The sequence below is a fragment of the Planktothricoides raciborskii GIHE-MW2 genome (assembly GCF_040564635.1).
GTDB classification, from domain to species: Bacteria; Cyanobacteriota; Cyanobacteriia; order Cyanobacteriales; family Laspinemataceae; genus Planktothricoides; species Planktothricoides raciborskii.
In genome coordinates this window covers 787,647-806,044 of record NZ_CP159837.1, presented here as the reverse complement: position 1 = coordinate 806,044, position 18,398 = coordinate 787,647, and the positions used below count along the sequence as shown (strand labels likewise).

At 43.8% G+C, this 18,398-nt stretch carries 15 protein-coding genes; 9 read left to right on the top strand and 6 right to left on the bottom strand.

The window, feature by feature from the left end:
- Window positions 1–591 precede the first annotated feature (591 nt).
- The gene (locus tag ABWT76_RS03265; protein WP_054468850.1) at window positions 592–1,695 is read right to left on the bottom strand and encodes a type IV pilus twitching motility protein PilT; all 1,104 of its coding nucleotides are present in this window, start codon (window positions 1,693–1,695) and stop codon (window positions 592–594) included.
- A gap of 113 nt (window positions 1,696–1,808) precedes the next feature.
- The gene (locus ABWT76_RS03260; RefSeq protein WP_054468852.1) at window positions 1,809–3,827 is read right to left on the bottom strand and encodes a GspE/PulE family protein; all 2,019 of its coding nucleotides are present in this window, start codon (window positions 3,825–3,827) and stop codon (window positions 1,809–1,811) included.
- A gap of 979 nt (window positions 3,828–4,806) precedes the next feature.
- On the opposite strand from ABWT76_RS03260, the gene grpE reads away from it, so the two are divergent.
- The 5 genes from grpE to rsgA all read left to right on the top strand — a co-directional run bounded on the left by grpE (window position 4,807) and on the right by rsgA (window position 10,629).
- Complete coding sequence (gene grpE / locus ABWT76_RS03255) at window positions 4,807–5,607, top strand: nucleotide exchange factor GrpE (RefSeq protein ID WP_082348982.1); 801 nt, start codon at window positions 4,807–4,809, stop codon at window positions 5,605–5,607.
- Window positions 5,608–5,752: 145 nt separating this feature from the next.
- Window positions 5,753–7,657: a molecular chaperone DnaK gene (gene dnaK, locus ABWT76_RS03250; protein WP_190878600.1), complete on the top strand. Its 1,905-nt coding sequence runs from the start codon at window positions 5,753–5,755 to the stop codon at window positions 7,655–7,657.
- 466 nt (window positions 7,658–8,123) lie between these two features.
- A complete protein-coding gene (dnaJ, locus tag ABWT76_RS03245; protein WP_054468856.1) occupies window positions 8,124–9,251 on the top strand; it encodes a molecular chaperone DnaJ in 1,128 nt (375 codons plus the stop codon).
- The gene (locus ABWT76_RS03240) at window positions 9,251–9,508 is read left to right on the top strand and encodes a sulfurtransferase TusA family protein (protein ID WP_054468858.1); all 258 of its coding nucleotides are present in this window, start codon (window positions 9,251–9,253) and stop codon (window positions 9,506–9,508) included. The genes dnaJ and ABWT76_RS03240 overlap by 1 nt, the downstream gene beginning before the upstream one ends.
- Window positions 9,505–10,629: a small ribosomal subunit biogenesis GTPase RsgA gene (gene rsgA, locus ABWT76_RS03235; RefSeq protein ID WP_369817784.1), complete on the top strand. Its 1,125-nt coding sequence runs from the start codon at window positions 9,505–9,507 to the stop codon at window positions 10,627–10,629. Before ABWT76_RS03240 ends, rsgA begins: the two co-directional genes overlap by 4 nt.
- Window positions 10,630–10,864: 235 nt before the next feature.
- Here rsgA and ABWT76_RS03230 read toward each other — a convergent pair whose 3' ends face one another.
- From ABWT76_RS03230 to ABWT76_RS03220, 3 genes are all read right to left on the bottom strand, one after another.
- Window positions 10,865–11,080 (bottom strand): HNH endonuclease, encoded by a 216-nt coding sequence (locus tag ABWT76_RS03230; RefSeq protein ID WP_082348983.1) that lies wholly within the window; start codon window positions 11,078–11,080, stop codon window positions 10,865–10,867.
- Window positions 11,077–11,427 carry a hypothetical protein gene (locus ABWT76_RS03225; protein WP_231636888.1) on the bottom strand — a complete coding sequence of 117 codons (351 nt, stop codon included), beginning with the start codon at window positions 11,425–11,427 and terminating at the stop codon, window positions 11,077–11,079. Before ABWT76_RS03225 ends, ABWT76_RS03230 begins: the two co-directional genes overlap by 4 nt.
- A 68-nt stretch (window positions 11,428–11,495) precedes the next feature.
- Window positions 11,496–14,471: a DEAD/DEAH box helicase family protein gene (locus tag ABWT76_RS03220; protein WP_354635622.1), complete on the bottom strand. Its 2,976-nt coding sequence runs from the start codon at window positions 14,469–14,471 to the stop codon at window positions 11,496–11,498.
- A gap of 319 nt (window positions 14,472–14,790) precedes the next feature.
- Between ABWT76_RS03220 and ABWT76_RS03215 the strand changes: the two genes are divergently transcribed.
- From ABWT76_RS03215 to ABWT76_RS03200, 4 genes are all read left to right on the top strand, one after another.
- On the top strand, window positions 14,791–14,982 hold the full coding sequence (locus ABWT76_RS03215) for a hypothetical protein (protein ID WP_072160877.1): 192 nt from the start codon (window positions 14,791–14,793) through the stop codon (window positions 14,980–14,982).
- A gap of 206 nt (window positions 14,983–15,188) precedes the next feature.
- A complete protein-coding gene (locus ABWT76_RS03210) occupies window positions 15,189–15,398 on the top strand; it encodes a hypothetical protein (protein WP_054468871.1) in 210 nt (69 codons plus the stop codon).
- Window position 15,399: 1 nt separating this feature from the next.
- Entirely contained in the window at window positions 15,400–15,834 is a 435-nt protein-coding gene (locus ABWT76_RS03205) for a hypothetical protein (RefSeq protein ID WP_054468873.1), read from the top strand.
- Window positions 15,835–16,026: 192 nt separating this feature from the next.
- Window positions 16,027–16,920 carry a hypothetical protein gene (locus ABWT76_RS03200; protein ID WP_190878602.1) on the top strand — a complete coding sequence of 298 codons (894 nt, stop codon included), beginning with the start codon at window positions 16,027–16,029 and terminating at the stop codon, window positions 16,918–16,920.
- Window positions 16,921–17,078: 158 nt separating this feature from the next.
- Here the strand turns inward: ABWT76_RS03200 and ABWT76_RS03195 are convergent, their stop codons facing one another.
- Window positions 17,079–18,374 carry a restriction endonuclease subunit S gene (locus ABWT76_RS03195; RefSeq protein WP_354635621.1) on the bottom strand — a complete coding sequence of 432 codons (1,296 nt, stop codon included), beginning with the start codon at window positions 18,372–18,374 and terminating at the stop codon, window positions 17,079–17,081.
- Window positions 18,375–18,398 lie beyond the last annotated feature (24 nt).

Genomic DNA, 18,398 nt, shown 5'->3' with positions numbered 1-18,398 from the left:
CCTGCCAAAAAAATCCGCCATCAATTATAATCCAATGAAAATCACATTGATGGCGGAAATTTACCCGCTTAAATTTTCGCTAAATTCTGGATAATTGAGGATAACAGCGATCGAACAAATTTGATTAAACCTTTGATGAAAATCAATCAAAGGTTTAATCAATATTCATTCAATTACCAGTGTTAGGGATATTTAGGACAACTTCTCTTCCCTGTTCCCTATTCCCTGTTCCCTATTCCCTATTAGGGTCGGATGTTTAACCAGCGAAAAAACCAGTGAATTTGACTAAACTACTTGAACCATAAAATTTAAGCCAAATTAATATCAGACATTTGCGCTCAACAATCTTTTCCCTTGGTTTAATAGAATTTTATTATACCAATGTTAGGGATATTTAGGACAACTTCTCTTCCCTGTTCCCTATTCCCTGTTCCCTATTCCCTAAAAAAATAACCGTCCTAACCAACTCGTTTCTTGCTATAGTAAAGAGATTGGAGATTTTCCTGGCTATCTGATATGATCATTTGCATATTTTCACTGGGAAATTTCCAATCTCACTCTTCGCATTCAAGTTGGTGAAATCACCGATTTCTAATTTTTCTGGGCTCCAGTCAACTCTGGATTAGGCCCAATCAATCGTACCAATTCATCGGGCACCACCGCTTTACCCATCGCATCACTCCAGCTAACTTTGCCATCTTTGTAATGTTTAGCCAAAGCCATTTCCATTGTCTGCATTCCTAATTTCATGCCGGTTTGGATCATCGAATAAATCTGACTAAACTTACCTTCTTTAATCAGGTTGCTGATAGCTGCCGTATTCACCAGAATTTCCTGGGCACAGACCCGACCGCCGCCAATTTTCTGCACCAAGTTTTGGCTACAAATCCCTTGCAAAGAGTTACCCAACTGAGCTTGCATCGCCGGTTTAATTTGAGGCGGAAACACCTCAAGCATCCGGGTGACAGTACCCGCAGCGGAGTTGGTATGCAAAGTTCCCATCACCAAGTGACCCGTTTCTGCCGCAGAACAAGCCAGAGAAATCGTCTCCAAGTCCCGCATTTCGCCCACGACAATAATATCTGGGTCTTGACGGAGTGCTCCTTTCAGAGCATTGGTAAAACTCTTCGTGTCTTCACCTTTTTGGCGTTGGTGAAACAAGCTATTGATATTTGGGTAAACATACTCAATCGGTTCTTCCACCGTGAGAATATGTTCTGAACGAGTGCGGTTAACCAAATCCAGCAGAGCCGCTAAAGTCGTCGTTTTCCCAGAACCCGTTTGTCCCGTCACCAACACCATCCCCCGAGGACGGTGAGTCAGATCCCGGAGAATTTGTGGCACCCCCAGTTTGTCCGCATTGGGAATTTTCGCCCCCAACGCTCGCATACAAGCCGCCCAGCAGCCTCGTTCTCGGTAAACATTCAGCCGGAAACGAGCTAATCCTTTCACCCCATAGGCGCTGTCTAAATCCCAGTTTTGTTCTAATTCTTTCCGTTGCTGGTTGTTCAGCATCTGGAAGATTAAAGCCTGCGACTCTTCTGGTGCTAGGGTTTCACCAAATTGAGGCTGAGGGGTTAATTTACCACTAATTCGGAAGTAGATCGGTGCTCCCGCTTGGATGTGGATATCGGAACCCCCTGACTCGATCAAGGCTTCCAGAACATCTTCAATGACTAAACCTTGTGGTGGCATTGTTGTTTATCCCCCAATTACCGCTATTTATCTATATTATCTAGCGAAATTTTGCTTGATTGTGAATAGGATGGCATGAAGGTAAGCGTCAATTTTCCGACTAACTTTCATCTTTAATCTTTAAAGCGAGGGGTCATGCAGTAGGGACAATCTAACCATTCTGGCTGTAAACCCGCCCCACAACCCTGACAGGTCAGACCTGTTTTCCGCTTGGCTTTGAGTTCCGCCTCTAAGCCCGTATCGGTAAAAGTCACCCGGTCTACTTCTTCAAAAGTTGTATGGCCTTCCCGCACGAGATTGAGGCTATAGGGCAGTAGGGATACCATCCCTTCTTGGACTGCTCTTTCTTTAATCAAAGCGGTCGGAGCCCGTTGAGTGATTAAGGCCGAGATTTCATCACTGTTTTTCAGCACTTCATAGACGCCAACCCGACCTTTGTAGCCACCACCGCGACATTTGGGACAAAGGGTGCCCGCTTCTTCGGCGGCTTTTCGATCGCTCGGAGCAATAAAATTGGCTTTGTGGAATATCACCCCGGATTCTTTGGCGGCGGATAAACCATATCGAGCCAAATCTTCTGGGCTGGGTTGATAGGGAACTTTGCAATTGCTGCAAACCCGACGCATTAAGCGCTGTGCGGAAATGCCAATCAGCGCCCCTGCCACCATGAAGGGTTCAATGCCCATTTCATCTAAACGGGCGATCGCTCCTGCGGCGTCGTTAGTATGCAGAGTGGTTAACACTAAGTGGCCGGTTAACGCCGCTTCCATAGCTGCTTTGGCCGTTTCATGGTCCCGCGTTTCCCCCACCAGAATAATATCCGGGTCTTGGCGCATAAACGCCCGCAACAGCGCGTTAAAATCCAAACCCTTCGCCCGAATCACCTGACATTGGGTAATCCCCGGCAACGCATACTCAATCGGGTCTTCTGCCGTGGAAATATTCACCTCTGGGGAGTTGCGTTCCGCTAACACCGAATACAAAGAGGTGGACTTCCCAGAACCCGTCGGCCCCGTCACCAAAATCATGCCAAAAGGACGACTGGCGAACTCCCGCACTTTGGCCAAAGCTTCCGGATCGCTGATTAACATATCCAAACCGAGTTGGGTGGAGGAGTTATCCAAAATCCGCATACAGATTTTTTCCCCAAATCGGCTGGGCAGAACATTCACCCGGAAATCCACCGTGCGTCCCTGAAAGATCCGGCGGATCCGACCGTCTTGAGCATTCCGGCGTTCGGCAATGTCCAGGTCGGCAATAATTTTAAAGCGAGCCACCAAGGGGTTGACCACTTTTGAGGGCAGCCTATAGATTTCTTGGAGTACCCCGTCTTTCCGCATCCGGATCCGGAGAAATTCTTCTTGGGGTTCGACGTGGATGTCCGATACCCCATCGCTCAAGGCTTTAGCCAGGATTTGGTTCACGGTCTTCACAATCGGCGCTGACTCGGCTGCGTGCAGAGACTTGTTGAGGTCCATGTCATCTTGATCCTCAGCGTCAGCTTCCTGAATATCCACATCGGCGAAGGCATTCGGATCGACGGTGAGATCGACTTGGTTGGCTTTATCTTGCGCCTGCTTTTTCCGGGCGGCTTCTTCCTGCGCTTTTTCTTCTATGTATTGATTCAGGAAGTGTTGATAATCTTCGAGGGTAATTACCCGACGCTGGAATCCCAGGGAATGGGATTTCAAGATTCGGTTGAGGTCATCCTGTGCATCCAACTTGTCTGGATCGACCATCCCTACGACCAAAGCTGCGGGATTCGTTTCGGTTTTATATAGCGGCAGAATGCGATGGAGGCGACAGGTTTCAATGGGCAGCAAATTGTCAATCAGATCAATTAGCTGTTCTTGGCTAATTTCGGTTAGTTCGGGATCGAAGGCTTCGATCGCATAAATCAGCTTCAGTTCAAAGAGTTGCTGCACTTTGTACTGGCGCAGTAATTCCGGGGGCAGTGGTTTGTCTGTCAGTTCTTGGAGAACTTCTAGCAGGGGCTTTTTCATGTCCCGGCTTTGTTTAATTGCTTCTTTCATCTGGTTATGATCCACATAACCGGATGAAAGAAGCTTATTCCCAAAGGGAGAAAAATTACTTTGGACGACAAGAGCCTGTCGTTGGGATGCGTAAGTCATAATTGCTCAAGCAAATATAGGATAGTGAACGATCAATTTTGGTAAAGTCCTAAGCAAAGGATTTCCTCTTTAATTAGGACTTTGAGGGCAACGCTTCGCGGCAGCTTGTGACGACATTGGCCTTTTGGCAGAAATTTATTAACCTCCTGGGATTTTTGAGTAGGGATCTTGGAGGGCGGGCAAAAATAAGACCGCATCGAGCTTACTAATCTTACTAATTTTTAATATGGCAATCATTAATCCGATCGCTCCAACTGATTAAGGATTTGCACTGATGGTTAAGGATGCTAATCAAAAGCTCTAATCCCAAAAGGCTTTATGGGTTATGTGAGAAATTCTATGAGTCTCAACGAGAGCCTGTCCATCACGAAATCGCCACATTTTATCATGTGCGATCGCAGTCAGCATTTTACCCATAGAAGCAAAAAATACCCAACCCCACACCAGCACAAACCGATTTGCTGCCAAAACATCTGGACATCAACTTCACTATAGCCTGATTTCACAAAAACCCTAATCTTCCTAAAGATTTGACTCTTTTATATTATTGCTAGTTTGCAACAAGTTATATATGATGGTTAATCATGGTTAATCATGGCTTATGACTAATAATTGCTTATTATTTATTGGTGATTTACTCTCAGTCATTAGTCATTAGTCATTAGTCATTAGTCATTCATATCTATGATATGCTTTACACCGATATGCTTACACCCAAAACGAGGGCAGGCGGCGGACAAAAAACATCCAAAAAGTGATTTTTGGTCAGCCTTACCTCGAGTCTACGAACCGAAAAACCTCTCTCCTCTACAGATCAGTCGATCCAGTGAGTAAAAAATCTCGCGGAACGCGATATGATCCTAAATGCTAGGGCCGAGCGGATGAAACTAGGCACATCCTTCAGCCCCATAGATACAATCGTAAGAAATCTTAGAATCAGCCTGGGAACGCAATTTTGAGCAACGGGAAATAGCCAATCATGATCGAAGAGGACAAGCAGCAAGAAAATCTGGACAATCAACAGGATGACTCTTTAGAACAGTCATCGAACCAGAGTGATGCGACCTCGGTTGAAGCACCAACTACCTCTACCGAGGCCAAACAAGCGCCCTCAGTTCCAGACCAGGATCTTTCTGAAGAAGAAGAATTTGACACGGACGATGGAAATCAAGGCCGGACGGTTTCGGCGGCAGAAATGGCCGCCGCAGTGGCGAGGGCCGCAGAACAAGCGGCTGCCGTAGAAAGCTTGATGATGTCTAACCAGGCATACCAGGCCCAAATTGAAGAGCTTAAAGGACAAGTTGAAGAACTGAAAGCTCAATATGCCCGGTTAGGTGCCGATTTTGATAATTTCCGCAAGCGGACCGAAAAAGAAAAAGAAGAACTCGACCTTCTGTCTAAATGTGCGACGATCCGCGAACTGTTGCCCGTGATCGATAATTTTGAACGGGCGCGATCGCAGATCAAGCCTCAAAATGATGCGGAAATGAACATTCACAAAAGCTATCAAAGTGTTTACAAACAAATGGTAGATGCGCTGAAAAAACTCGGCGTTTCTCCCATGCGTCCCGAAGGACAAGAGTTTGATCCGAATCTGCACGAGGCCATTATGCGAGAAACAACGGATCAATATCCGGAAGGCACCGTGGTTGAAGAACTGATGCGCGGTTATGTTCTGGATTCGCGGATTTTGCGCCATGCAATGGTGAAAGTGGCGGTGGCACCAGAACCGGTGGCAGCCGCAGAGGAAAATCCAGAAACTCCAGTAACCGAAAACTGAAGCAAGAGCGGCGAAAGACCGGGAGAATAGCTGGATTATCTCCAGGTCTTTCGCGCTGGGGATTTAAGACCTAACAAGACTTCTGGCTATGTCGGAAGTCTTGGATTGAAACAAGCATCAAATTTGAGACCACCGCCGAATCACTATGGGAAAAGTCATTGGCATCGACCTGGGTACTACCAATAGTTGCGTGTCCGTACTAGAAGGGGGCAAACCGATTGTGATTCCCAACTCGGAGGGGGGACGAACCACTCCTTCGATTGTGGGATTTGGGAAAAGTGGCAGTCGATTAATTGGTCATCTGGCCAAGCGGCAGGCCGTCACCAATGCGGAAAATACGGTTTATAGTATTAAACGATTTATTGGTCGCCGGTGGGATGATACGGAAGAGGAGCGATCGCGGGTTCCCTACCGCTGCGTGAAAGGGAAAGATGACACTGTAGATGTAGAAATTCGCGGGACTCAATACACTCCCCAAGAAATTTCCTCGATTATTCTGCAAAAACTCAAGCAAGAAGCGGAAAATTATTTGGGAGAAGAGGTGACTCAAGCGGTGATTACGGTGCCCGCTTATTTCACCGACGCCCAACGCCACGCAACTAAAGACGCAGGGACGATCGCCGGTCTGGAAGTGCTGCGAATCATTAATGAACCTACCGCTGCGGCCTTGTCTTATGGCTTGGATAAACAAGACCAAGATTTGAAAATTTTAGTCTTTGACCTGGGGGGTGGCACTTTCGATGTCTCCATTCTGCAACTGGGAGACGGCATTTTTGAAGTTAAATCCACCGCAGGCAATAACCATCTGGGGGGAGATGACTTTGATACTTGTTTGATGAATTGGGTGGTGGAACAATTCCGGGTGGAAGAAGGAATTGACCTGTCCGTGGATAAAATGGCGATGCAGCGAATTCGCGAAGCGGCGGAACAAGCCAAAATTGAATTATCCAGTCACGAAACTACATCCATTAATTTGCCCTTTATTGCCGCTGATGATATGGGGCCGAAAAATTTGGATATGGAACTGACTCGGACTAAGTTTGAAGAACTGGTGACCCATCTGGTGCAAAGCACGATGGAACCTGTGACCCAAGCGATCAAAGATGCCGGGTTAAAACCCGATGATATTAGTCGGATTGTTTTAGTGGGTGGTTCAACGCGAATCCCCGCTGTCCAAGCCCGGATTCAAGAATATTTTGGCGACAGAGAACCCGATCGCACGGTGAATCCTGATGAGGCAGTGGCGATCGGTGCCGCCATTCAAGGGGCGGTGTTAAGCGGTGAAGTCAGTGATGTGTTGCTGTTGGATGTGATCCCCTTATCCTTTGGCTTGGAAACCTTGGGGGGAGTCTTTACAAAAATTATTGAACGTAACACCACCATCCCCACCAGTCGCAGTCAAGCGTTTTCCACCGCTGTCGATAACCAAACCAGCGTGGAAATCCATGTGCTCCAAGGGGAACGGGCAATGGCACAAGATAATAAAAGCCTGGGTAAGTTTATCCTCGGTGATATTCCCCCCGCCCCTAAAGGGATACCCCAAATTGAGGTGTCCTTTGACATTGATGCTAATGGCATTTTGAATGTGGTGGCGGAGGATAAAACCAGTGGCAAAGCCCAAAGCATTCAAATTACCAATACTGGGGGCTTGAGTAACACGGAAATCGAGAAGATGCGCCAAGATGCGGAAGCGTTTGCTGACCAAGATAAGCTGCGCCGACAAATTGCGGAGGCAAAAAGTGAGGCGATCAGTTTATTTAATAATTTAGATTCGACGGTGAAAGATAAGGTCAAATTGCTGAGTAAAGAGCTAAAACTTGATATTAAGCAAAAAGCCGCCAGTCTGAAAGAGGCGATCGCCGATCCGAAAGTCACCCTCGAAGATTTACGAGAAAAAATCTCCGCTTTTCAACAAACAATGTTTTCCGTGGGCATAGAAGTGTACAGCAAGGAAACTTCCCTATCCCCGGAAAACCCAGAAACCGTCAATTCTAAAACAGAAGCTGAGGATTCTGAACCAGCCGCCGCTTTAGAACCATCGGTAAATTAGCAGTTTTTTGCCGAAAAATATCCGTAGAATTGCATTTTTACAGATATTTTTTGGCGTATTTTATTAAGTTTTCATCCAGATAAAACCACTACACAAACAACCTAAATTAACCAAAGATATATAATCATATATATATTTGATTATATATATGATTATATATATGATAAAAACTATGGCAAAATATAGTCAAAGAAAATATCATAAAAAACAGGTATAGTCTGGTTAAGAAAATATTGCTCGGATAGCTGGAGGAATTGAGAGAATCTTTTCAGGATATCCTGGAGAAGTAAAGTTGACAGCTTGACCAGAGGCTGGTTATACTATATCGAATGTAAAGTCTTTCGTCAGCCGCCCGCTTTCACGCATAAGGGGCATCTCGCCCCCAATGTTAGGTAGCTGACCAGCTAATGTCAATAATTCATCCCAATCATGGGACAAAAGATATCACTCATACCAGAAGCGCTTTATGGCCACCGATTATTATGAAATCCTAGGTGTCTCTCGCAATGCGGATAAAGAAGAAATTAAACGAGCTTATCGCCGGTTAGCACGGAAATATCACCCAGACGTAAACAAAGAAGAGGGCGCAGAGGAACGGTTCAAAGAAATTAATCGAGCCTATGAAGTCCTCTCGGAACCAGAAGTCCGCGCTCGCTATGACCGCTTTGGCGAAGCCGGAGTCTCTGGCGCTGCTGCCGCTGGTGCGGGAATGGGAGACTTTGGCGATAGTTTTGCGGATATCTTTGAAAGCGTTTTCGGTGGCTTTGGCGGTTTTGGTGGAGCCACTCAAACTCGTCCCCGACGCACCGGCCCCACTCGTGGGGATGATTTACGCCTGGATTTGAAGTTAGAGTTTCGGGAAGCAATTTTTGGGGGCGAAAAAGAAATTCGCATCAGCCACCTGGAAACTTGCAAGACTTGCGCTGGGACAGGAGCCAAACCAGGCACCCGACCGACTACCTGTAGCACTTGTAGCGGATCCGGTCAAGTGCGACGGGCCACCCGGACTCCTTTTGGCAGCTTTACTCAAGTTTCGGTCTGTCCAACTTGTAATGGCACAGGTCAAATGATTGAAAGTAAGTGCCAAGACTGTAGTGGTGCAGGTCATAAACAAGAAACGAAAAAACTCAAAATCAATATTCCGGCTGGGGTCGATAATGGCACTCGCTTAAGAGTCTCTGGAGAAGGGGATGCGGGTAAGCAAGGCGGTCCTTCGGGAGATTTGTATGTTTACTTGTTTGTCAATGAGGACTCCGTATTTAATCGCGAAGGGATTAATATTCTTTCCGAGGTGAAGATTAATTATCTCCAAGCGATTTTAGGCTGTCAGATTGATGTGGATACGGTGGATGGACCGACAGAGTTCACTATTGACCCTGGGACTCAACCGAATAAGGTGTTAACCCTGCCGGGCAAAGGGGTGCCTCGGTTGGGCAATCCGGTGAGCCGAGGGGATCATTTAATTACGGTACTCGTTGAGATTCCGGAAAAAGTCTCGGCTGATGAGCGAAAACATCTCGAAGAGTTAGCCAAACTCAAGGGGGCTCGCATTGGCAAGGGTGGTAAAGATGGATTTTTGGGTCTGTTTAAGTGATGGGTGATTCAGCTTTATCCACTCCTGATGCTCAAATTGACCTGCGGGGGACACCTTGTCCCCTGAATTTCGTGCGAACGAAACTCCGTTTACAGCCAATGCAACCAGGGCAGTTGTTGGAGGTTTGGTTGGACCCAGGAGAACCAATTGAGCAGGTGCCCGATAGTTTGGTGATGGAAGGTCACGAGGTTGAAAGTATTTGCGATCGCGGTGGCTTTTTTGCCCTGATGGTTCGTCGAGGCCCGATATCCCGATGAGTTTGATGGTGCAACAGCAGCAAAATTCCCCCGGTAAGGATGAGGGTCAACGAGAGTTGACCCCGACGGGGACGGTTTTGGCGGTGCAAGCTAATTATTATCAGGTGCAGTTGGATCCGCTGCCTGGGGCAGAAACTACGGATTTGCCACGGTCTTTGCTCTGTACCCGGCGATCGCTGCTGAAAAAGCTGGGTCAGCAAGTGATGGTGGGCGATCGCGTGGTGGTGGAGCAACCGGACTGGGAAGGAGGACGAGGGGCTATTAGTCAGGTTTTCCCCCGTGAGAGTGAACTGGATCGTCCCCCGGTAGCCAATGCCAATCAAATTTTATTAGTTTTTGCTTTAGAAGAACCTACTCTAGACCCCCATCAGTTGAGTCGCTTTTTAATTAAAGCGGAATCTACGGGTTTAGAGGTTTGTTTATGTTTGAATAAAAGTGATTTGGTTTCCGAGGCAGAACGCGGCAACTATCAGGAACGTTTGCAGCAGTGGGGTTATGATCCTCTGTTTATTAGCGTGCAAAATCGGTTAAATATTGAGGCGGTTCACCGGAAGTTGACGGGGAAAATGACGGTGATTTCTGGGCCGTCCGGTGTGGGCAAGTCTAGTTTAATTAATTTGTTGATTCCTAACGTTGATTTGCGGGTGGCGAAGGTTTCGGGGAAATTGGGGCGGGGTCGTCATACGACTCGTCATGTGGAGTTGTTTGAGTTACCCAATGGGGGACTTTTGGCGGATACTCCGGGTTTTAATCAGCCGGATATTGATTTTACGCCCCAGGAGTTGGGTCAGTTGTTCCCAGAAGTGCGGCAAAGGTTGGCAGCAGATCAATGTCAGTTTAGTGATTGTTTGCACCAGGATGAGCCTAATTGTATGGTACGGGGAGATTGGGAGCGTTATGATTATTATCGGGAGTTTTTGTTAGAGGCGATCGCTTATCAAGAGTCGCTCCAAAATCAGAGTAATACAGAATCTAGCCTGAAGGTGAAAACTAAGGGTTCTGGTTATCAGGAATATGAGCCTAAGTTGGAGTCTAAGAAATATCGGCGGATGTCTCGACGTTTGCAGCATCAAACGTTACAAGATTTGTATGCAGATTTGGACGGGGAAGAGGAAATTTAGCGGGCTATTTTTTCAGATTGGCAAAATAATTTTTCGCCGCTTCAGACAAAGAGAAAACCTTTTTGGAGTCTGAAGTGTTTTTGTGGTGAAAATAAAAAAATAACTGCGATCGCTTATGAAATCTCCCCTCTATTTCACTCCTTAATTCTTAACCAAAATTTTTTTAAAAAAGTCTTGACAATGGGCGATCGCTTACGGTACAATAAAATCAAATTAAAATGTTATAATGGGAATATTATGCGCCCATATATATAAGAGGGAAAAGAGCCTCCTTAAATTCCCTTCTTGAATTATTCTCATCCGTCTCACCCCCGTGCTTTTTGGCGACGACATGGTCAATTTCATGGGGAAAAAAGACCACAAAGGCAGGAATTAGACAATACTCACATCGATAATTGGCTCGTTCTTCAACCAGACGGCGAAGTGTGGTTGGGATATAGGTTGAACTCATGGCGTAGTAGATAAATAAGGTAGGCAACCAGCTTTGAGCATAATGACTAAATGTTCGATATTTTCATACTCATCAAGTTCTCTTTGTTCGGCATCAGTCAGTTCCCCAGCGTGACTACGGTTGAGCAAAAGCCGCAGACGTTCTTGCATTTCGGGGGTAGGACTGAAAGCGGCAATTTGTTCTGGTGTGGGGTTGCTGGCTAGAAAATCTAGAATATATCGGTAGATGTGGGCTGGTAATGCGGGCTGATCGAGACTTAGGGTCAGTAATTCTGGTAGGCGATCGCCCATTTGAGTAATTTTTGCAGCAAGCTTTTCGGGAATTTCAATGGTGATTTGTGGCATCATTAGACCTCACTGATTATCCATTCTATTCATCCATTCTATTATATTAGAAATCCAGAAAGCCGGTTTGTTCAAGAAACCGGCTTTCTCTTCTGTCCCAGATTAGCACGTTCCAAGAATCGGTTAAATAAAGCACCGAGTAAAAATGCCCTGAATTCTTGATTATCATTAAATTTTTTATATAACTCAAAATGAGAGTCGATCGCCTCTTGGATTAGTTCTTTGGCTTGGTGATCAAATTCTAATTTAATATTTGTCCGGTCATTGACGGTTATGCTGGTTTGCAGGGTTCGATCTAACGTGGTTTCCATTTGTTCAAGAAATACTCGCTCATTTTCCGTGAAATTTGTGCCAAATTGTTGGTTAATGTCTTGGATGATTTGGGAGAGAGTGGCAATTTCTTCTTTAGCAATTTTCGGAGTTTTACCGTGAGAATTGCTGGGATTTTCTGTAACTTCTTGTTTTAGGTCAATTTGACCCTGATAGGTTTGTTTGATGCGATATGATTCCAGTTCAATATTCTGCTGTATGTCTAAGGGTAGGGTAGTTTTGGCAAGGGGTAATAGACGGATTAAATAGCGATAAAAATGATATAATTTTTCTAATTCGGGGTCGGGGCTGGGCAACAGTTGGGAGAGAAAACGATAGAGGTTAATAAATTCTTTGAGTTGGCGATAAAATTTAAGCTGGGTTTCTGCGGGGGCTTGTTTGTAGCGATCGCACGTTGGGGTCAGTACCGCATACAGTTTTGCTTGACTGCCCTGGGTGTTAAAATAAATTTGGGCGAATTGTTCTATTTCTCTGGGTTGATAAAAGTGGTAGTTATCCAGTTTTATTTGCAGATCATATAATATGTTGGGGTCGGTGGCTTCGGTTAATAAGGTGCGATCGTAATAAGGGGCAAAAGCTTTCTGGATATCATCCGCTTCGTTGGCAAAATCCAGGACAAATACTGACTCTTTGCCGGGATAAATGCGATTCAGCCGCGAGAGGGTTTGTACGGCAATTAATCCCGCGATTTTTTTATCTACATACATGGCAACTAGGAGGGGTTGATCGAAGCCGGTTTGGAATTTATTCGCCACAATTAAAAAGCGATATTTATCTTGTTTAAAGGTTTCAGCGGTGGCACTTTCTGATATTTTTGTCCCTGCTGAGGCGGTATTCATGCTGGTTTCGGTAAATTCTGCCCCATCATTGACTTTTCCGGTGAAAGCAACTAAGGATTGATAGGGTAATTGTTTGGCGCGTAAATAGTCATCTAATGCTAGTTTGTATCTGACCGCATGGAGTCGGGAACGGGTGACAATCATGGCTTTGGCTTTGCCGTTGAGTTGCTGGGCAATATGGTCGTGAAAATGTTCGACTATCGTCGCGATTTTCTGTTTAATAGTATGTTCGTGTAGTTCCACAAAGTTACGCAGGAGAGAGGCGGCTTTTTGGCGATCGTATTTGGGGTCAGATTCAATTGTTTTTAATAGTTTAAAATAACTCTGATATGTGGTATAATTAGCTAAGACATCGAGAATAAATCCTTCTTCGATCGCCTGTTTCATAGAATAAAGGCTAAATGGCACAAAACTGCCGTCCGGTTGTTGGCTGCCAAACAGTTCTAAAGTCTCTTTTTTTGGGGTAGCGGTAAAGGCAAAATAACTCAGGTTTTGAATAAAACCGCGTTTTCTGGCTTCCTCCGTAATCCGATCTTCGATATCGTGTTCGGGGCTGCTATCCTCTTTTTCGGCGGCTTCCAGGGTGGTAGCTGATAAAACACTTTTGAGGTTTTGGCTACTTTCTCCACTTTGGGAAGAATGGGCTTCATCGATGATAACGGCAAATTTTTTGCCGGATAGGGCTTGAATTTGATCGACGATTACCCCAAATTTTTGTAGGGTGGTGACAATAATATTTTTGCCGGACTCTAGGGCATCTTTTAGTTGTTTGGCGGTTTGATCGATATTTTCCACTACTCCAGTGGTTTGCTGAAATTGACCGATCGCATTTTGCAATTGTCTATCGATAACCCGGCGATCGCTTACCACAATTACCGAATCAAATACGCGGTTATTATTAGCATCATGGAGGTTAGAAAATCCGTGGGCTAACCAGGCGATCGTGTTGCTTTTGCCGCTGCCTGCGCTATGTTGAATTAGGTAACGTTTCCCGGTTCCGTGAACTTTGGCATCTGCCAGCAAGCGTCTGACCGTATCCAGTTGGTGATAGCGGGGAAAAATTAGTTTTTTGCTGGCGGATTTCTGGTCGGTTGCTTCTTCTTTAACCAGAGTCATAAAATTTTGGATTAAATCGAGGATACTATTTTTTTCCCAGATAGTTGTCCATAGATATTCGCTGGGATAACCGGACTTATCGGAATTTTTTGGGGGGTTTCCGGCGCCTTCGTCTTGACCTTGGTTAAAAGGGAGAAAATAAGTATCAGTTCCTTTTAGTTTCGTAGTCATATAGACCAGGTTGGGGTCAAGGGCAAAATGAGATAAGCAAACCCCAAATTTAAATAGGGTTTCGTGGGGTTTGCGGTCATTTTTGTATTGTTTAATGGCATTTTCAACGGTTTGCCCATTTAAGGGGTTTTTCAGTTCAGCGGTAAAGATGGGTAAGCCATTTAAAAATAGGGTGAGGTCAAGGCTTTGTTTCGGGTTTTTGTCGCTGTAGTAAAGTTGGCGAATCACCGTAAAAATATTAGATTGATAGAGTTTTTGAGTTTCTGGGTTTAGGTTGTTTGCCGGTTGGAAATAAGTTAGTTTAAATTTACAGCCATTGACTTTAAGACCCTTACGGAAAACTTCTAAAGTGGTGTGATTTTGGATGAAATTGGCAAGACGTTTAAGCAGTTTTGTTTCTGCATCTTCTCCATAGTGGGATTTAAATTTATCCCATTCCTGGGGTTGGGTGGTTTGGATGAAGGAAAGCACATCTTGGGGAATCAGGCAATGGGTTTTATCAAAGTCTTTAGAGTGGCGTTTTTGATAGCCGCTATTTAGTAGGCTTTGTTCTATGGTGGCTTCAAACTTTTTCTCGGAAATGTCAATCATGGTTGATTTTATTTTTAGGGTTGGTCTTGGTGTTTTTCTGTGTTTTTGTGGTTTTTTTTCACCACGAAGGCACAAAGGACACAAAGGGATTATGCTTAAGTCATGTACTATTTATATGATAACATACAAGCTCGACTCGTTGCCAGATGTAGGGTGGGCAAATTATATGAATATTTGGGATAAATCATTAAATTTTGGGAGGTTGCCCACCCTACGGGTAAATGTAGGGTGGGCAAATCCTATGAATATTTGGGATAAATTATTAAATTTTGGGTAGGGATTCTTTTGCCTACCCTACGGGTAAGTGGAGAAGATGGATATGCCTTTAAATTCAACAGAGAAAACGCCGTCGCTTTCTGCACAAGACAAGAAAGAGAATGGGGAAAAGCAACACCTTTTGAATGCTGAACAAGTCCGAGTGGGAACCAATGTAATAATGAGTCATGCAGAAAGGCAGAAATTTTGGCAAAATTCTGACCAAGCTGAGTTATTAGGTTTTAAAGATTGGTAATTCTGGTGATATCTCTGTTTCTGTGTCTCTGTGGTGGAAATAAATGAGTCAACCACAGAGACACAAAGGACACAGAGGTAAATGTCGGGTGGGCAAATCCTATGAATATTTGGGATAAATTATTAAATTTTGATAATTTGCCCACCCTACGGATAACTAAAGCTATCAATCGTGGTAAAATAGAAACGTGAATTCAAGGTGATTTTATGTCAAATCCTGAATTGTTAGAGCAACTGCGGCAGTTATCCGATGCCGATCAAGTGGAAATTATTCAAATTTTAACTGCTGAATTAGCCAAAAGAAAAGGATTAGAATCATTAGATAATGAAGTGGCTTATCGTCTGTGGTCGCCTTATGATTATAGTGATGCTGCTCAAAAGTTAATGAGTCTATTAGAACAAGAGAAGAAAAAATAAAATGCGAAATTCTCAACGATTTCCTTTTATCGAACGAAGGAATAAAGCAGGACAAACCAATTTTTTTCCTTGTGTGCCTATTACTTTAGGTTATCGAGATTCTGTTTGGGAATTTTTTGCTTTATTAGATACGGGATCGAGTCTGAATGTTTTACCATATAATGTGGGTTTAGAGTTAGGAGCCGTTTGGGAAGAGCAAACCCTTTCAATTGCCTTAGCGGGTAATCTTGCCCCTGTAGAAGCAAGGGGTTTGGCTGTGGTGGGTCAAATTGGTGATTTTCCACCTATTTCTTTGGCTTTTGCTTGGGCTAAATCTAACGATCCGCCGATTATTTTAGGTCAGTTAAACTTTTTTATGGAGTTTGATGTCTGCTTTTATGGTTGGCAGTTAGCATTTGAATTGTCTCCGAAAATGTCGCGTGGGCAAATTATATGAATATGTGGGATAAATTATTAAGTTTTGATAGTTGGCCCACCCTAAGACTAACTATAAGTCTCGGAAGGTGGGTTACGGCGGATAAAAATATTGTGATGTTTTCCGAAAATTTTAGGCCGCCTAACCCACCCTACGAATAAATAATAATGATAGAATTAATGATGATTTTACTATTTTAATCTATCTCAGCCAGTGACTCGTTTTATCCATGACCAATTTGCCAAAGATTATCTAGAAGAATTACTCACTCCCTACGGAACTATTCAGTCCCCGCGTCGGGTTGCCGGAGAAGTTAGACAAGTTGATTTATGGTTTTCGCCTAAATCAGAATTCACATTGCCCCCAGACTCGTTGGGAATTTTAGCCCGCGCGATCGCTACTCCGGCAATTTTTGAACCATTTCGTAACCCGGTGACTGCCGATGAAATTTCTGATTGTCTGTTAAAGTTATTGGAAATTCGGGGGGAATTGCAACGAGAGGCTAACCGCAACCGGGGTAGTATTGCGGAAGAAGGGAAACCGAAATTATGGATTCTTACTCCAACGGCGTCGGAAAACCTGTTGCAAGAATTTGGTGCTACCCTAGATTTAGAATATTGGCCAATGGGGGTTTACTTTCTGCCGCCGCAATTGCGAACTGTAATTGTGGTGATTCACCAATTACCCCGGAATTTGGACACCCTTTGGTTGCGGGTTTTAGGGCGGGGTAAAGTTCAGGCGCAAGCTATTAATGAAATCGAACAGCTTCCCCCAGATAATCCTTTTCGGGCCAATGCGTTTATTCTGTTAAATCGACTAAAGGCCGATTTAGAATCTAAACAAAGTAGTAGTTTGGAGGATAGAGAATTAATTATGCGCTTATCTCCTCTTTTCGATCAACAGTTAGAATCCGCAAAACTGTCGGGTTTGCAACAAGGAGAACGTTTGGTTGTTGAGAATTTATTGAGGTTTCGTTTTGGGGCAGTTGACCCAGAATTAACCTTGATTATTGACTCGGTATTGAGTTTACCACCGTCAGAGTTTACTCCCTTGTTGATGCAGTTATCTCGTGAGGAGTTAATCGATCGCTTTCGTAATAATAATTAATTAGATCGCGATCGCTGTTTCCCCGGATATTTTGGGATAAATTATTAATTTTTGGGTAGGGATTATTTTGCCCACCGGACGAATATCTTTGTGTTCTTTGTGTCTTTGTGGTTTTTTTCACCACGAAGACACGAAGGACACTAAGAAATGGCGGATCCCTAAATCTCCTCTCGAATGTCGATTTTCCCGGTGACGGCAGCAGATATTAGGGCGGTGCGATATTCTTTGAGTTTTTCTATGCTGGTTTTGGTTTTTTCGATAAGGGTGTCAATTTTCGCGGTTTCTTGGTCTAGGAAATGAGCGATCGCTTTTTGTTCGGAGAGAGGGGGAACTAAGATAGATAACTTTTTCAAGTCCACAAATTTCATTGTCTGTCTTACTCCTGCACCCATAGTATAAAAAACTTTTGTAATATCATACGAATGAAGAAGATAGTAAGCATACTCTGAGATAAGTTTGTGTGGAGTTAAACAAAGATATGCTGATGTAATAATTCCTTTTTCTTTTACTAAACCAACTCTTAAGCTTCTTTTGTCATTTTGTAAATCTGTCAATCTTAGAATTAGATTACCAGGAAAAACAATTTGGTAGGTTTCAAATGACTGTGGTAAAAGACCATAGTGAGTATCAATATCCTTTCTAATTATATTTCCATAGCTAAGAGAAAGAAGATTTTTTTCAATCATTCCCTTATTAGATATTTGTTGTTCTTGAAAAATAGTAAATGCTGGAAGTGACAACCAATGTTTTGGAATTTGTCCCAACCACGAAATGCCAGAATCTTTCATCGGGATATCGGGGTTTAGTCCTTTGGTGACAGCATGACTAATTAGGGCAGTGCGCTTTTCTTGGAGAAGTTCAATAAAGCGCTGTTTTTTGGCGATGAGTTTGTCAAGTTTGCTGGTTTCGCGATCGAGGAAATGCGCGATCGATTTTTGTTCGGAGAGAGGTGGTAAAATAGTCAATAAGCTTCCTATTTGATCAACATTTAGATTCATTTGAGTATTTAAGGTTGCTGTTTTAAGCAAGTCTGGCCTCATGGCCAAAAAATTGTAATACAGATAATTAAGATTATTTTTATTTTCAGGAACAAAACCAACTATACTATCTGGAAAACAAGCCGCAAAATCTAAAATAGCAATATCACCAATGTTTGCAGCAATTGTCATAATAAGAGTCCCTTTGGGAAACTCTTTACTTACAGCAAAGCCCAAATCATTCAGTGTTTGTTTGTGAGTCGTAATATATTTATTAGCGGCTGCTACATCACCTGTTTGAATAAAAGGATAAGACCCATCATAAAAACGAGGATCGTTACGAGGTCTATGAGTAAATTTTCCTCTCAGTATTTGACATACATATTTTAACTTCTTCACCTCCCAATGCTTTGGAATTTCTCCCAACCACTCAACCCCAGAATCCTTATACTCTGGATAACGCTGCCAATTTTTCATACCTTTAACCTGCGATATTTTAAT

What these genes read in the sequence shown, in the direction of transcription:
- ABWT76_RS03205 (WP_054468873.1), top strand. Translation starts at nt 15,400, where the DNA reads ATGCGAAATTCTCAACGATTTCCTTTTATCGAACGAAGGAATAAAGCA.
- ABWT76_RS03215 (WP_072160877.1), top strand. Translation starts at nt 14,791, where the DNA reads ATGCCTTTAAATTCAACAGAGAAAACGCCGTCGCTTTCTGCACAAGAC.
- rsgA (WP_369817784.1), top strand. Translation starts at nt 9,505, where the DNA reads ATGAGTTTGATGGTGCAACAGCAGCAAAATTCCCCCGGTAAGGATGAG.
- dnaJ (WP_054468856.1), top strand. Translation starts at nt 8,124, where the DNA reads ATGGCCACCGATTATTATGAAATCCTAGGTGTCTCTCGCAATGCGGAT.
- ABWT76_RS03195 (WP_354635621.1), bottom strand. Translation starts at nt 18,374, where the DNA reads ATGAAAAATTGGCAGCGTTATCCAGAGTATAAGGATTCTGGGGTTGAG.
- ABWT76_RS03230 (WP_082348983.1), bottom strand. Translation starts at nt 11,080, where the DNA reads ATGAGTTCAACCTATATCCCAACCACACTTCGCCGTCTGGTTGAAGAA.
- dnaK (WP_190878600.1), top strand. Translation starts at nt 5,753, where the DNA reads ATGGGAAAAGTCATTGGCATCGACCTGGGTACTACCAATAGTTGCGTG.
- ABWT76_RS03210 (WP_054468871.1), top strand. Translation starts at nt 15,189, where the DNA reads ATGTCAAATCCTGAATTGTTAGAGCAACTGCGGCAGTTATCCGATGCC.
- ABWT76_RS03225 (WP_231636888.1), bottom strand. Translation starts at nt 11,427, where the DNA reads ATGATGCCACAAATCACCATTGAAATTCCCGAAAAGCTTGCTGCAAAA.
- ABWT76_RS03265 (WP_054468850.1), bottom strand. Translation starts at nt 1,695, where the DNA reads ATGCCACCACAAGGTTTAGTCATTGAAGATGTTCTGGAAGCCTTGATC.
- grpE (WP_082348982.1), top strand. Translation starts at nt 4,807, where the DNA reads ATGATCGAAGAGGACAAGCAGCAAGAAAATCTGGACAATCAACAGGAT.
- ABWT76_RS03220 (WP_354635622.1), bottom strand. Translation starts at nt 14,471, where the DNA reads ATGATTGACATTTCCGAGAAAAAGTTTGAAGCCACCATAGAACAAAGC.
- ABWT76_RS03240 (WP_054468858.1), top strand. Translation starts at nt 9,251, where the DNA reads ATGGGTGATTCAGCTTTATCCACTCCTGATGCTCAAATTGACCTGCGG.
- ABWT76_RS03260 (WP_054468852.1), bottom strand. Translation starts at nt 3,827, where the DNA reads ATGACTTACGCATCCCAACGACAGGCTCTTGTCGTCCAAAGTAATTTT.